Origin of the sequence: Micromonospora arborensis (assembly GCF_003205615.1) — a bacterium.
Taxonomy (GTDB): Bacteria; Actinomycetota; Actinomycetes; order Mycobacteriales; family Micromonosporaceae; genus Micromonospora; species Micromonospora arborensis.
In genome coordinates this window covers 1-14,348 of the sequence record NZ_PYBV01000062.1, presented here as the reverse complement: position 1 = coordinate 14,348, position 14,348 = coordinate 1, and the positions used below count along the sequence as shown (strand labels likewise).

At 68.0% G+C, this 14,348-nt stretch carries 15 protein-coding genes; 7 read left to right on the top strand and 8 right to left on the bottom strand.

What is annotated here, in order from left to right:
• Window positions 1-29 precede the first annotated feature (29 nt).
• From C7C45_RS31755 to C7C45_RS31735, 5 genes are read left to right on the top strand one after another with little or no spacing between them, the layout of a single operon-like run.
• Complete coding sequence (locus C7C45_RS31755) at window positions 30-599, top strand: hypothetical protein (RefSeq protein WP_146247468.1); 570 nt, start codon at window positions 30-32, stop codon at window positions 597-599.
• Window positions 587-2,407 carry an asparagine synthase (glutamine-hydrolyzing) gene (gene asnB / locus C7C45_RS31750; protein WP_110568422.1) on the top strand — a complete coding sequence of 607 codons (1,821 nt, stop codon included), beginning with the start codon at window positions 587-589 and terminating at the stop codon, window positions 2,405-2,407. The genes C7C45_RS31755 and asnB overlap by 13 nt, the downstream gene beginning before the upstream one ends.
• Window positions 2,404-2,922, top strand: a complete 519-nt coding sequence (locus C7C45_RS31745) for a flavin reductase family protein (protein ID WP_110568420.1) — start codon at window positions 2,404-2,406, stop codon at window positions 2,920-2,922. Before asnB ends, C7C45_RS31745 begins: the two co-directional genes overlap by 4 nt.
• The gene (locus C7C45_RS31740; protein ID WP_110568419.1) at window positions 2,919-4,376 is read left to right on the top strand and encodes a 4-hydroxyphenylacetate 3-hydroxylase N-terminal domain-containing protein; all 1,458 of its coding nucleotides are present in this window, start codon (window positions 2,919-2,921) and stop codon (window positions 4,374-4,376) included. The genes C7C45_RS31745 and C7C45_RS31740 overlap by 4 nt, the downstream gene beginning before the upstream one ends.
• The gene (locus C7C45_RS31735; RefSeq protein WP_110568417.1) at window positions 4,373-5,173 is read left to right on the top strand and encodes a class I SAM-dependent methyltransferase; all 801 of its coding nucleotides are present in this window, start codon (window positions 4,373-4,375) and stop codon (window positions 5,171-5,173) included. The genes C7C45_RS31740 and C7C45_RS31735 overlap by 4 nt, the downstream gene beginning before the upstream one ends.
• Here the strand turns inward: C7C45_RS31735 and C7C45_RS31730 are convergent.
• The 8 genes from C7C45_RS31730 to C7C45_RS35340 form a co-directional block, all read right to left on the bottom strand.
• The gene (locus C7C45_RS31730; protein ID WP_110568416.1) at window positions 5,142-6,209 is read right to left on the bottom strand and encodes an LLM class flavin-dependent oxidoreductase; all 1,068 of its coding nucleotides are present in this window, start codon (window positions 6,207-6,209) and stop codon (window positions 5,142-5,144) included. The genes C7C45_RS31735 and C7C45_RS31730 overlap by 32 nt on opposite strands.
• The gene (locus C7C45_RS31725) at window positions 6,206-7,789 is read right to left on the bottom strand and encodes a dipeptide ABC transporter ATP-binding protein (RefSeq protein ID WP_110568414.1); all 1,584 of its coding nucleotides are present in this window, start codon (window positions 7,787-7,789) and stop codon (window positions 6,206-6,208) included. Before C7C45_RS31725 ends, C7C45_RS31730 begins: the two co-directional genes overlap by 4 nt.
• Window positions 7,789-8,274, bottom strand: a complete 486-nt coding sequence (locus C7C45_RS35955; RefSeq protein WP_244200672.1) for an ABC transporter permease — start codon at window positions 8,272-8,274, stop codon at window positions 7,789-7,791. Before C7C45_RS35955 ends, C7C45_RS31725 begins: the two co-directional genes overlap by 1 nt.
• A 323-nt stretch (window positions 8,275-8,597) precedes the next feature.
• Window positions 8,598-9,527, bottom strand: coding sequence for an ABC transporter permease (locus C7C45_RS31715; RefSeq protein WP_110568411.1), 930 nt, complete (start codon window positions 9,525-9,527; stop codon window positions 8,598-8,600).
• The gene (locus C7C45_RS31710; protein ID WP_110568410.1) at window positions 9,527-11,143 is read right to left on the bottom strand and encodes an ABC transporter substrate-binding protein; all 1,617 of its coding nucleotides are present in this window, start codon (window positions 11,141-11,143) and stop codon (window positions 9,527-9,529) included. The genes C7C45_RS31715 and C7C45_RS31710 overlap by 1 nt, the downstream gene beginning before the upstream one ends.
• Window positions 11,144-12,138: 995 nt before the next feature.
• The gene (locus C7C45_RS31705; protein WP_167454898.1) at window positions 12,139-13,173 is read right to left on the bottom strand and encodes an outer membrane protein assembly factor BamB family protein; all 1,035 of its coding nucleotides are present in this window, start codon (window positions 13,171-13,173) and stop codon (window positions 12,139-12,141) included.
• A 194-nt stretch (window positions 13,174-13,367) separates the two neighbouring features.
• Complete coding sequence (locus tag C7C45_RS35345; protein WP_244200671.1) at window positions 13,368-13,583, bottom strand: hypothetical protein; 216 nt, start codon at window positions 13,581-13,583, stop codon at window positions 13,368-13,370.
• A 36-nt stretch (window positions 13,584-13,619) separates the two neighbouring features.
• Window positions 13,620-13,838: a hypothetical protein gene (locus tag C7C45_RS35340; RefSeq protein ID WP_244200670.1), complete on the bottom strand. Its 219-nt coding sequence runs from the start codon at window positions 13,836-13,838 to the stop codon at window positions 13,620-13,622.
• A gap of 87 nt (window positions 13,839-13,925) precedes the next feature.
• On the opposite strand from C7C45_RS35340, the gene C7C45_RS34305 reads away from it, so the two are divergent.
• Entirely contained in the window at window positions 13,926-14,096 is a 171-nt protein-coding gene (locus tag C7C45_RS34305; protein WP_167454897.1) for a hypothetical protein, read from the top strand.
• A 60-nt stretch (window positions 14,097-14,156) separates the two neighbouring features.
• Window positions 14,157-14,348, top strand: a 192-nt coding sequence (locus C7C45_RS31695) for a helix-turn-helix domain-containing protein (protein ID WP_167454896.1), incomplete at its 3' end; no start/stop codon positions are given.

Here is a 14,348-nt window from a genome sequence, read left to right as displayed (position 1 = left end):
AACGGCGCCTCTTCGAGGGAGAGGCGGGCTTGACCCGCTACCTGGCAGCGAACGGCAGTGCGGAGGATGTCGCGGCCTGGCTGCGTCTGCGCGGTGAGATCTTCGCCGACCTGCCCGGCCAGTCCGCACCTGACCCGGCCGGCTGGCAGCGTGTCTTCTTCCGGGCCCAGGCACTGATGGAGCGGTTCGTCGTCGGACGGTTCGGCCACGACGGGCTGGCCGGCTGGACGAACGCGATCGCGCAGGTCTACCGACTCGTCGAGCCGGACTTCGGCGGCGGCGCCGCGGACCCGATCCGCCGTTTCGCCCGGCAGGCCGAGTTGTATGCCTCGGAGTACGCGGTGACGCAAGCAGAGCCCGAGCAGGCAACGATCGAGATCTCGCACTGTGCGATCTGGGACTACCGTGAGCGCGCCCGGGCCCGAGGGGTGGTTCTGACTCTGAAGTCCCCGTGCGAGTTCTGCACCCTGGCCACCTCGGCGAACCTCGAGGCCAAGGGCTACCGGTCGACCTTCGAACTGCTGAACCACCCGTCCGGCCCGGGGTGCCGATGGCAGGCGACCAAACCGTCGGGACAGGAGTCGTCATGTGCGGGGTGACCGGCTGGGTGGACTGGGATCGCGACCTTCGCTGCGAGGTCACCCTGGTCGAGGCCATGACTGAGACCCTGTATCGGCGCGGTCCCGACGACGGCGGTGTCTGGTTGTCGCAGCATGCGGCGCTTGGGCATCGGCGGCTGGCCATCATCGATCTTGCGGGTGGCGTCCAGCCGATGGTGGCACGGGGCGCGGCCGGCGAGCCACGTGCCGTGATCACCTACAGCGGCGAGGTCTACAACTATCGGGAACTGCGTGCCGAGCTGGTTGCCCGCGGCCACTACTTCCGGACCGCGTCCGATACTGAGGTGGTGCTGGCCGGCTACCTCGAGTGGGGTGCCGGGGTCGCCGAGCGACTGCTTGGCATCTTCGCCTTCGCCATCTGGGACGCCGGCTCCGAGGAGCTGCTGCTGGTGCGTGACCGGCTCGGCGTGAAGCCGCTGTACTACGCAGCGACACCGGATAATCTGCTGTTCGGTTCAGAGCCCAAAGCCGTGTTGGCCAACCCACTGTTCGAGCGCGAGATCGATGCCGAGGGCATCGCTGAGCTGTTCGCCGTCCCGACCGCGCCGACTCCGGGGCACGCCGTTTACCGCGGCCTCCGCGAGGTTCTGCCGGGTCACACGGTGACGTTCGGGCGCCAAGGGGTCCGTGAGAACCGTTACTGGGCCTTGAGTAGCGATCCGCACACCGACGATCTGCCGACGACTGTCCGCACGGTCCGAGAGCTGCTGGAGGAGGCGGTGCGTAGCCAGCTTGTCAGTGATGTTCCGCTCGGCTCGCTGCTCTCCGGCGGGTTGGATTCCAGCGCGGTGACTGCGCTGGCCGCTCAGTACTCGCCGGACAAGCTTGCGACCTTTGCGGTCGACTTCCCCGAGAATGAAGGCGCGGAGGTGCTCGGGGCGTGGAACTCGACCAGTGATTCGCCGTACGCCGCTCTGGTTGCCGAGCATGTCGGCACCCAGCACACCAGGATCGTGGTGCCGTCGACCGAGCTGCTACAGCACCGATCGATCGGTCTCGCGGCTCGCGACCGGCCCGGCTGGGGCGAGCCGGATGTCTCGCTGTACCTGCTGTTCCGCGGGGTGCGGGCACATTCGACGGTTGCGCTGACCGGCGAGGTCGCCGACGAGATCTTCGGTGGCTACCCGTACTTCCATTCCCCGGCGGTCACCGGAGCCTTTCCATGGACGGCCGGCAAGACCGCGCCGGCAGCGCTGCTGAGGGACGAGGTCCGGGCGGAGGTTCGCCCCGACCAGTACGCCGGAGATCGGTTGCACGAGGCATTGGCCGCCGTACCGGAGTTGCCGGGGGAGGCCACGGAGGATGCGCGGATCCGGCGGATCAGCTATCTCGCGCTGACGCGTTGGCTGCCGGCCATGCTGGACCGCAAGGACCGGATGAGTATGGCGACCGGCCTGGAAGCACGCGTGCCGTTCGCCGACCACCGCCTGGTCGAGTACCTGTGGAACGTCCCGTGGGCGCTCAAGAACGCGGGTGGCCGGCCCAAGGGATTGTTGCGGCAGGCAACAGCCGACCTCCTGCCGGACGAGGTGGTGAACCGGCCGAAGAGCGGCTACCCGGCCAGCGCGGGGACGGCGTACGGCGATCGGCTGCGGCTGGAGCTGGCCGACCTGCTGCATCGGGGCGGACCGGTCTTCGACCTGGTGGATCCCGCGAAGGTCAAGGCTCTGGTGCACCGCGGTATGCCATTGCCCGGACCGCGCGCGGCTCCGCATCCGACCGGCGGCGCGGACTTCCTGCTCGCCGTGAACAGCTGGCTGCAGGACTGGAAGGTGCGGATCCGATGACCGGGACCGACGTGCTCACCACCTGGCCGACCTCGAGCGCCTACCGGTCCGCCGCGCGGACCTTCGCGTCGGGCGTCACCGTGGTCTCCACCCGGTACCGCGGTCAGGTGGAGGCCAAGACCGTGTCCGCCTTCTGCTCGCTGTCGCTCGAACCCGCGATGGTGTCCGTTGCGATTGGCACCAACAGCCCGCTGATCTGGGCCATTCGGAGCACACGGCGGTTCGGCATCAGTGTGCTGCACGACAGCCAGCCGGACGTTTCACGGCATTTCGCACGGTCCGCCGCTGACCGGCCGGACGAGACGTTGCCCGACTTCGTGGACACCGGCGGTACGCCGGTCCTCGCGGATTGCCTGAGCTGGTTCACCTGTGAGCTCGCCGCGGCGGTGCCGGCCGGCGACCACCAGATCCTGATCGGCCACGTGACCGATGTGGAGACCCGTCCGGGCCGGCCGTTGATCCACCACGGCGGCGGCTACAGGTGTCTCGGACCAGACCTGGAGACGACGACATGAGTTCCTTGACATCGCTTGTGGAACCACGTGGCGCATTGACCGGTGAGCGCTACCGCGCGAGCCTGAACGACGGGCGCAGCGTCTGGCTGGACGGCGAGGAGGTGAAGAACGTCGGCGAGCATCCCGCCTTCACTCCGCTGCTGGACGAACTCGGCCGCCTCATCGATCTGCAGCACGCTGACGAGCACCGGGACACCCTGACCGTCGAAGACCCGGCGACCGGCCTGCGCATCGGCCGAGGCTTCCATCCACCGGCCGATCTTGCCGACCTCCGGGCGCTGCGGCGCAACGCCGCCGTGTGGATGCGGGAGTCGTGGGGGCAACTCGGCCGGGTGCCTGCGTTCATGTCCACGATCGCCTTGGGCGTGTACGACTTCCGGCACCGACTGGCGGCCAACGATCCGGCGCATGGTGAGAACGCCGAACGCTGGTACCGCTTCGTCGCCGAGCGCGATCTGGTGCTGACCCACGCGCTCGGCGACCCGCAGATCGATCGCAGTGCCGATCCGGTGCAGGATCCCGACCTGGCGCTGCGGATCGTCCGCCGGGAAGGTGACGACGTGATCGTCCGGGGCGCCAAGCAGTTGACCACATTGGCGCCGTTCGCCCATGAGGTCCTGGTCTACCTGTCGGCCAGTTTCGCCGGTCGGGGCGCCGAGGACCTGGTGATCTGGTTCGCGCTCCCGCTGAGCACGCCGGGGCTGCGAATCCTGTGCCGCGAGCCGCTGGGCGGAACGCCGTACGGGCATGCACATCCGTTCGCATCCCGGTACGACGAGCAGGACGCGATGCTGTTCTTCGATGACGTCCGGGTTCCCGCGGATCGGGTGTTCCTGCTGCGGGACGGCCGGCTGGCACTGGAAGGCCTGACCCGGATCAACGCCTGGAGCCAGTACGTCGGCCAAGTCCGCTATCAGGAGCGGTTGAAGACGCTGCTGGGAGTGGGGACGTTGCTGGCCGAGGCGATCGGCGTCGACTCGTTCCGCAACATCCAGGAGGACCTCGGCCGGCTGACGTCGTTCATCGAGATCCTCGGGCACTTCCTGGCCGCGGGGGAGGCGACCGCGCGGGTCACCGACAGCGGGCTGCTCGCCCCCGGGCCGACGCCCGCCGCGGCGATCTGGGCGGCCGAGGTGGCTGGTGAGGCCCTGGACATCGTCCGGAGGATCGGACAATCCGGCATCTTGATGCAGCCCACCGAGCGCGATATCGAGTCGTCGCTCAAGCCGTTGCTGGAGCGGTACATGCGCGGCGCGAACCGCGACGTACAGGCCAAGTCCCGGCTCTTCCGGCTCGCGTGGGACCTGACGTCGGACAGTTTCGGTCAGCGTCAGGATCTCTACGAGGCGGTGCATCGCGGCGATCCGGCGCGGAACCGGATCAACCTGTTCAAGCGGCACGACCAGACCGAGGTTCGCCGCCGGATCGAGCAGCTGATCGAGGTGCCGCTATGAGCATCGTCCAGCGGGCCAGGGACCTGGCCGGGTACGACGAGGTCAGCCAGATCCGCCAGCATCAGGACTACGACTGGGTGCTGTCGCTCGTCGAACGCCGGCCGCGGCGGATCGCCGATCTCGGGTGTGGCACCGGCGCGCTCCTGGCGGCGGTCACGGATCGCTGGCCCGGGCACCTCGACCTGCTCGGCATCGACGGATCGCCCGAACGGGTGCAGGAGGCCAAGCATCGGCTCGGGCCGAGCGCGCAGGTCTGGCAGGACGACCTGCTGCGACTACCGCAGCTCGTCGAGCGGTTCGACCTGATCACGATGACCTCGGTGCTGCACTGGCTGTACCCCGACGAGCATCTGCTCTACAGCTGGATCGCTCGGCACCTCGCTGCCGGCGGCGACTTCGTACTGACCACGCACCACCCGCAGGTGCAGGATGACGGATTCGGTGCGGAGGATCTCGTTGCACGGGCAGCCTTGCTCGCGCTGGGCCGACCCGCCGAGCTGGGCGACGTCGTACCGATGGCAGTGCGAGCCCGGCCCGCGGTTGACATCGGTCAGCAGCTGAGCCGGTTCTTCAAGGTCGCCGAGGTCGAGGAGCGGGTGGCGCCGGTGGTCGCGGAGTCGGCAGGTCAGTACGCCGACTTCCACGCGTCGACATTCGGTACGTACTTCAGCCGGTTGGTCGCCGATCACGAGCAGGAAGACTTCTTCCGGGCTGTCGGTGAGGTCGCGGCGGCGTGGACCAAGGACAAGGGATCCGTTTACGACATCACCGTACGAGCGTGGAGGCTGGGTCTCTGACTCCGCCGGTGGCGGCGCGCAGTGAGCTGATCAGGCGCCGCCGCAGGCGAAGGTCCTCGGGTGTCTCGAGGGGCGTCGAGATCTGCAGTATGTCGACGCCCGCTCGCCACAGCTGCGCACCCAACTCGGCCGCGGTCTCGGGCGAGGCAACGACGGCCCGTCCGGCCACGTTCGCGATCGCCTGCTCCAGCTCATCCGGTACGGCGATCCGGCCGGGCCGCGTGATCCAGAGCGGATCCGGCCCGAGCCGGGTGCCGAGGTGTACGGCTTGAGCGGCGAGCCGTTCGGCATGGTCTGCCGCGGCGGCATCGGTGTCGCCGAGGATGAAGCTGGCGTTCCGCCAGATCCGGATCCTGCTGTCGTGTTCGGCGGCTGCTGCCTGCACCGTGGCGATCAGCTCGCGGGTCTGCTCGATCGGCTGGGTCGGTATGCCGTACACATCGGCATACCGGCCGGCCAAGGCGATGCCCGCTGGTGAGGTGCCGGCGAAGGACAGCTCCGGCCGCACTGGCGGCAGGCCGGACACCGCGTCCCGGACCTGATAGAACTCGCCGTCGAAGTCGAACGGCTCGCGACTGGTCAGGGTCCGAGTGAAGATCTCCAGGAACTCGGCCGCCCGCCGATAGCGGACCTCTTTCGGCAGGTTGTCGCCGTCCCGGCCGACCTCGAGGTCGCTCGAACCGAGGATGAGGTGAACGCCGGCCCGGCCGCCCGAGAGCCGATGGAGGGTCGCGAGCGAACGGGCCGCCACAGTCGGCGCCGTCGTCCCGATGCGGTGGGCCGGCACCAGCCGCAAGGTGCTCGTGGCAGCGAGGGCCCACGCGGCGACGAGCCAGGGGTCCGGCCAGGAGCTGGACTGGGCGACGAGCGCGCTGTCGACGCCGGACTGCTCGTGCTCGACTGCCTGGGCGATGATGTGTCCGGGGTCCGCGTCGCGCTGCCTGGTGTCCGGGGCGAGCCGGAGTGCCTGCCGCTCGCCCGGATCGTGACCGGGTAAGGCGGCACCGCGGACACCACTGCGGATCTCGAGCGTCATCGGGTCTCCACGGCTGGGATGCGGGGAGTGGCGGCGACCAGCTCCTTGGCGTAGGGGTGCTCCGGATGGTCGAAGACATCGTCGACAGGTCCGGATTCGACGATGTGGCCGTCCTTCATGACGATCACGCGATCACTGATCTCGCGAACGACGGCCAGGTCGTGCGAGATGAAGACCAGCGCGAGACCGCGGTGGTCGCGCAAGTCGGCGAGCAGGTCGAGCACGGTTGCCTGGGTGCGGACGTCGAGCGCGGACACCGGTTCGTCGCAGACCAGGATCCTCGGGTCGGTGGCCAGGGCGCGGGCGATGCAGACGCGCTGGCGCTGACCGCCGGACAGCTCGGACGGACGTCGTACGGCGAGCTCGGGAGGCAGCCCGACCTCGGCCAGCAGGGCGGCGATTCGTTGCAGCCGATCGCTGCGCGGTACGCCGATCGCGGCCAGGCTCTCGGACAGAACGGACCCGACGCGGTAGCGGGGATCGAGTGCACCGAGGGGATTCTGAGGCACGAACTGCACTTCGCGGCGTCGGCGGCGCCGGTCCCGCTCACCGATGCTGCTCCAGGGCTCGGCATCGAGGAGGACATCGCCGGAGTCCGGGCGGAGCAGACCGAGGATCACCTTCGCCAAGGTGCTCTTGCCGGACCCTGATTCACCCACGACGCCGAGCGTCTCGCCGCGAGCCAGCTCGAAGCCGACCCGGGCCAGCGCCTGTCGGTACTGACCAGAGCGCTCGCGGTACCGATGAGAGACCCCGCGAACCGACAGCACCGCCGGTCCCTGTCTGTGCACCTGCCGCGGTTTCGCGTTCCGGTTGCCGGGGATCGCCGCCAGGAGCTCCCGCGTCATTTCGTGTCGTGGGCGGCTGAGGACGTCGAGGGCAGGACCCTGCTCGACGATGCGGCCACGATCGAGGACCGCGATCCGGTCAGCGATCTCGGCCACCACGGCCAGGTCGTGGCTGATCAACACCAGGCCGTGGCCGTCCCGCTTGAGCTTGGCGAGCAGGTCGAGGATCTGCTGCTGGACCGTCACGTCGAGGGCGGTGGTCGGCTCGTCGGCGATCAGGAGTGCCGGACCGGCAGCGAGTGCGCTGGCGATCAGAGCACGCTGCCGGAGACCACCGGACAGTTCGTGGGCGTACTGATTCTTGCGCCGCTCCGGATCAGGAATCCCGCACTCGGTGAGCAGCCGCTCGACCTCGGCATCGCGGGCCGTCCGACCGAGCCGGGTGTGCAGCCGCAACGGTTCGTCCACCTCGGCACCGACGGTGCGGAGTGGATCAAGCGCGGTGAGCGCATCCTGCAGCACGAACCCGATCCGGCTGCCGCGGATTCGCCGCCACTGCCGTTCGCCGTACCGGCTGACGTCCTCGCCGCTGACCTGCAGCCGCTCGGCCGTGACGGTGGCCCGCGGTCCCGCGAGGCCGACCAAGGCCCGGGCGGTGACGGACTTGCCCGATCCCGATTCGCCGACCAGTGCCAGACACTCGCCGGCGGCCAGCTGGAGATCGATGTCTTGGGCAACAGCCCGGTCGTCGAAGGAGACCGTGAGTCCGCGGGCGTCAAGCAGTTCGGTCATCAGGTGCTCCGGGTCCGCAGCGAGCGTCCGACGACGCTCGCGCTGATCACGACGGCGGCGATGGCGAGGCCGGGGAACAGGACCAGCCACCAAGCGGTCTGCAGGAAGCTCTGTCCGTCGGCGAGCATGCTGCCCCAATCCGGTGCGGGAGGTGGTGGCCCGAGACCCAGGTAGCTCAAAGCGGACCCGGCGACCACCGCGCCACCCGCCGAGACCGCTGCGAGTGCCAGCACCGGGCCGAGCGTGTTCGGCATGACATGCCGAACGATTAGATGCAGCGGATGCCGCCCCACCGTGCGCGCTGCCTGGACGAACTCGGACTCGCGGACGGTCAGCACCTGCGAGCGGATCAGCCGGGCATAGCTCGGTGCGGAGGCGAGCCCGATCGCGATCACGACGTTCGCTGTGCCGCTGCCGAAGACGGCGATGGCCAGTAACGCCACCAGCAGCTCGGGGACGGCGAACAGGACATCGATCAGCCGCATCGTGACTCCGTCGGCCCACCGGCCACCCGCCCCGGCGAATACGCCGAGGAGCGTGCCCAGGCTCAGTCCGAGAGCTGTCGCTCCGAGGCCGATCAAAAGGGAGAGCCGGGCACCATGGACGACTCTGCTGTACACGTCACGCCCCAGCCTGTCAGTTCCGAACAGATGCTCGCCGTTCGGCGGCTGGAGGGTGGCGCCCAGATCGGTCGGGTCGGGCGCCCGGTGCGTCAGGAGCTCCGGCCACACGGCAGCCAGAACGATGGTCACAAGTGTCGCGACTGCCGCCAATGTGGCGGGCGACCAGGATCTCCGCGTTCGTCCGCTCATGCGGTACGCCTCCGCAGCCGAGGATCGATGGCGAGGTAGGCCAGGTCGACCAGCAGGTTGATCACTGTGAAGGCGGCCGCGACCAGCAGGACCACAGCGGTGACGACGGGCAGGTCGCGCGAGGTGATCGCCGACAGCAGGACGCGGCCGAGGCCAGGGCGGGCGAAGACCGTTTCGGTGAGCACTGCGCCGCCGAAGAGACTGCCGAGGACCCAGCCGGTCATCGTGGCCAACGAGATGCAGGCGTGGCGGAGAGCGTGCCGTCCGATCAATGCGACCGGCCCGATCCCCCGCATCCGCACGCTCAGCGCGAACGGCTGGGCGAGTGCCGTCTCCAGGCCCTCGCGCAGCACCTGAGTCAGCACACCGGCGACCGGTACGGCGAGGACCACCGCCGGGAGGATCAGCGCGCTGAGGCTGCCCGCCCCGGTTGCGGGAAAGAGCTGCCAGCGGAACGAGAAGAATGTCAGCGCCACCAGACCGAGCCAGAAGGTCGGCACCGAGACCGCTGACAACTCGGCCATCGACGCCAGCGACCTTGTCGTCCGTCCACGTCCGGCCGTGAGCAGCGCGAGGACGACGGCAGCCAGCACCGCCGTGATCGTCGCAGCGATTGCCAGTTCAGCCGTTGGGCCGAGCTGACCACGCAGCACCTCGGTGACCGGCTGGCCGAGCTGATAGGACCAGCCGAGATCCCCACTGACCAGCCGGCTCAACCAGCGCAGGTACTGAACGACGAGTGGCTGGTCGAAGCCGTACTCGCTGACGATCTGCGCCCGCACCTCCGGGGTGACCAGGGCACCGGGACCCAGTACCGCGGCCACCGGATCGCCCCGGACACCTCGGAGGGCGGCGAAGGTCAGCGTCGCCGCGACCCACATCACGGCGACTCCGGCCAGTACTCGGCGGAGGATCAGGGCGATCATCAGCTGCGCTCGACGTCATAGAACAAGGGCCAGCCGTTGGCGTCGAAGGTCAGACCGGTGATCGCGGACCGGACGGCCAACTGCCGCTCGGACACCGCTGTCGGCAGCGAGACGCCCTCGTCGATGATCCGGCGCTGTGCCTTGCCGTACAGATCTTTGCGGGCAACCGGATCCGTGCTCGCGGCGGCCGCTGCCAGCCAGTCGTCGACCGCCCGGTCGGTGAACCGGCATGCATTGTTGCCGCCGGCATCGAAGAAGTTCTTCGAGTCGAACATCGTCCGGAGCAGGTCAGGGTTCGAACCACCCCAGGCGAAGGCGATCACGTCGTACTCGCCGGCGTTGCGGACCGGCTCGTAGGCGGCGGCTTCCATCGGTACGAGCTTGAGTTCGATCCCCACCTTCTTCAGGTCACCCTGCAGCGCCTGGTCGAGGGTCCGGCGGTCCTCAGGTGTGTACAGCGGTACATAGAGCAAGGTGGCGGTCAGCCGGCGACCGGCCTTGGTACGGAAGCCTTGCGCGTCTCTGCCGGTGTACCCCGCCTGGTCGAGGAGCACAGCTGCGGCAGCGGGGTCGTACTTGAACGAATTCACCAGACTGGCGTCGTACGCCTCCGTAGCAGGGCTCAGCGGACTCCACGCCCGCTCGTACTCCCCGAAGTAGACGGCCTTGACGGCCCGGTCGACATCGAAGGCCTGCTGGACGGCGAGGCGGACCCGGCGATCGGCGAAGAGTGGCGACTGGGTGTTGAGGAAGTACTGGTATCCCAGACCTGGGGTGTTGCTGCTCGTGAGCTGGACAGTGGCGTTGTTCTTCAGGGTGCCGACCTGGTTCGGCGGCACCCGATCTGCGATGTCCGCCTGGCCGCTCGTCACACTCCCTACTCGCACGGTGTCCTCAGCGACGAACCGGAAGACCAGCTCGGACAGGTTCGCTGGGCCGGTATGCGCCGCGGTGGCCGGTGCCGAGTTGTACGACGGGTTCCGCGTGAGCACGACCTGCTGGCCGCGGGTGTAGGAGGCGAAGAGGAACGGTCCGGTCCCCACCTGCTGGGCCGGGCTGCCCGCGCAGAGGTCGGCCGCGATCGCCTTGGGCGAGCGGATCCCGAGGTACGACGTACTGGCGGCGGTCAGGAACGATGCGAAGGGGCGGGTGAACCGGACGGCTACGGTCAGCGGGTCGATCACGGTCGTCCCCGCGTACGGCCCGAGCAATCCCGCGGCGTACTTCGATTTGGTAGCAGGGGCAACGATCCGGTCGTAGTTGGCCTTCACGGCAGCGGCGTCGAACGGCGTACCGTCGGAAAACTTCACACCCTCGCGCAGCGTGAAGGTGTAGGTCAGCTCGTCCGCCGACAATGACCACTTGCTGGCTAGCCAGGGCTTGAACTCCCCGTCCTGCCCACGGCTGACCAAGGAGTCGAAGACGTTGCGCATCAGCACCCCGGAGATATCCGACTGCGACACCTGCGTGTCGAAGCACTCCGGCTCCTTATCGGTCGCGAAGACCACCCGGCCGCCGGCCTGACCGGTCGGCTGCCGCACGGCACCCGAGCAGGCCGTTACCAGGGTCAGAATGGTGGCGGACAGCAACGCGACAGGACCAGGGAAGTGCGGCACGAGAGCTCCAGGGGATGAACGATTCGTCCCGCCGAGCTTGCGTTCCCTGTCGCCGGCCAACCAGACGTCAATCTATGGGGTTGTCTGCAGTATCAGGCTCAGCTGTCGTAGCCGGCACGGCATTCCTGGACACGATCATGGGAGACCTTGGCCCGGCGGGTCACGCCCCTCAGTCCCGCCCGCCGGCCTCCGCACCACGCACTGGCATACACGGCCCCGTGACGGCCCCTACCGGGACGACAAAGACCCTGCCAACGTCACGGAAAGTAACCGGGATGGGATGCGGGTCCGGCCTCGAGTCGGGTGATTGAAGTCCTGCTCAACACCGGAATCCACTGCAGATTCCGGGGTCGGAAATGGGAAACAAAAAGGCCGTGACCCTTGTTTCCGCAGGTCACGGCCTTGATTGTTTGTACGCCCGAAGGGACTCGAACCCCTAACCTTCTGATCCGTAGTCAGCTGCCGTCAATCCGTCGGCGCTGGCAAGTCCGACGAGCCGCAAAGATCTGGCGAGTGGGGCGGACCACCGAACCGGCTGCCATCAGTCCGCCTGCGAGCCGGTACCCGGCGGCACCCTCGGGATGTGGACGCCGGTCGCGCCGAGACGCAGGCGCGCGCTGCTTCCAATCTGCTCCCAATGTAAGTGGCACTCACGGCAAAGCCCGTTACCGACTGCCTCGGTAACGGGCTTCTGACCTGCACAAACTAAGGGTGGGCGATGCTGGTATCGAACCAGCGACCTCTTCGGTGTGAACCAGGACGCCGCACCGACTCTGACCTGCGGCAACGTGGAGCCGCAGGATGGGGTGGGTGCAGTTGAGCGCCGTTCGATGCCGTTGCACGCAGTTCAAGGCCGTTCAGGGCACCCCGCTGCTCCCAACATGCTCCCCCAAACCGGGCTCGCACCGGGCCGCCGACCGCGGACCGATCGTGAGCTGCCGGACCAGTGCATTGGTCGGCACCAGCGCTGGCTCCCGCAGCCGCATCGGTCGAGCTCACGTCGGTGTGGTCGAGATCTCGATCGTGGTGAGGTGGCCTTTGCCGATGGCGTGTACCAGGGATCGACCGTTGGGAAGTAGCCGGTCGATGCGTGCCGGCAGTCGCACGCAAGCGGCGATTTCCCCGGCCTGGTTCACCATGATGAGTTGGTTACCGGCGCGGACGAAGAGTGCACCTCCGGAGACGGGGACACCCTCACTGGTAGCACCGTGCGCGAGATGCATTACCTCTGTACGGGCCCTGCGGTCGAGATCGATGATCGTGACGCAGGTGTCTTCGGCCAGCCACAACGTTCGACCGGTGAGGATCGGCGGCAGCGATGGCAGGTCACGCTCGTGCCGCCACAGGATCTCCACGCCGCCGGCTGGGTGCAGGGCCATCACGGTGCGGCTACCGCTGAGAAAGACAATGCGGCCGTCTTCGCCGGCGCTAAAGGCGATGCCGGAGTCGGGAAAGCGCACCGGCGCCGGCAGCGACCACTGACCTCTGATAGCGCCGGTTTGAGCGTCCAACAGCAGCAGTGCCGCCTCACTGGCAGTCGCGATGAGGATCGCATCGGTCGTGCAGCCCCGCTCCGCGTCCAGCCGTACGGGCAACGGCCAGGCCAAGCTGCTGTCCGACGCGGGTCCCGGGAACTGACCCGGAAGAAGCTCGCCGTTCGCCAAATCCACCCGTATCAGCGGATGGTATCCGCGCCACCCGCCCAGGAAAGCAACAGATCCACTAACACTGATGTGGTGGCGCAGGCGCAGCATCGATGTCGACCACGTCCGCTGCCCGCTGTGCAAGTCGAAACAATGCAGGACCCCAGCCTGACTCAGATAGAGACAGCGGTTCCCCGCGATAACGGTAGTGCCCCAGCAGTCCACAACGCCCTGCTCCCATAACGGCGCTCCGGTCTGGGGGTCCAGTCGAACCAGACGCGAGTGCCGCTCCGCTACGACAAGGGCACCGGACGCCGCCGCCAACGCCACCGCGCTCGAACGCAGGCGCAGAAGCCGCGACCACAGCACCTTCAGCGGTTGATCCACGAGCCTAGTGTCGCGCACGAACCCGAGGATGTAGCGGCACGCCGTCACGCCAGGATGGCAAGCCTGGCGAGCAGACCGTCGATGACACCCCCGCTCATCGGCAGGGCCGGGTGTTCGCTGCACGGACTGCTCGTGACGAACTGTGACACCCGATCGGCGGCAAGAGCGGACGGACCCTGCTGGCCAGGGCGTATCTAGAGCGGATCCACGAGCAGCACGCCGTCCGGCGAGTAGAAGTAACCGCGCACGTGCCGAGCCCAGTCTTCGATCTTCGGGTCTTCCGACTGCGACAACCACTCAGACAGACGCGCGTGCTCGTCGGTGTATCCGTTCTCCAGGAGCCACTGAAGCGTGTCGCCCCGGCCCGCTCCGAAGATGGCCTGGGCGTCGAAGCCGATGCCCAGGTCCATGTCGCCCGTGCGGAACTTCGCCCCATACAGGCGGGGCTAGTCCGCGGGATCGCCGATAAGGAACAGAAGGAAGGCCGTTACGTAGACCTGCTCGTACTCGTCGCTCTCGCCCACGTCCGGGCCTTCGCGCCACGCCCTTTCGTGGTCGAAGATCTCTCGGAGCATCGCGTGGTAAGGGCCAGGATCATCTACGTCAACCATCCGGAGCGCCTCCCGACGCGAAGCCGGACTCGAGAGGTCCGAAGACTCGGCCATGTGTGCACGCTAGTCGGTGTGCCCGCTCATCGGCAGTTCCGATGGCCTGTTCTAGTTGGCCATGATCGACGATCGAACGATCGTCAGATGGCAGACGACCTGGCAGCAGCGGTCAGGGCATATGAGGTCGCGCGGTCAGCAGTCACCGACGCGCGGGACGAGGAAGCCGCCCGGATCGTCGCCGCCGCGAAGACCGGCGTGGTCGCGGCCCGGAAACGTCTCGCCGATGCGATCGTGGCTGGGCCTGCCCCGTTTTGACGGACATCCGAGATCAGGGGACCTGGGGTCTCCGGGAGGATGTCCATCATCATGGAGAGCATGGGGAAGAAGCGGCCGCGGCCTCGGCGTTCGTTCACGCCGGAGTTCAAGGCTGAGATCGTTGAGTTGTGCCAGCGCGGTGATCGCACTCTTCGGCAGGTCAGCCAGGATTTCGACCTGACCGAGACCGCGGTGCGTGACTGGGTCAAGCAGGCCGACCTCGACGCTGGCGCCCGCACCGACGGGCTGACC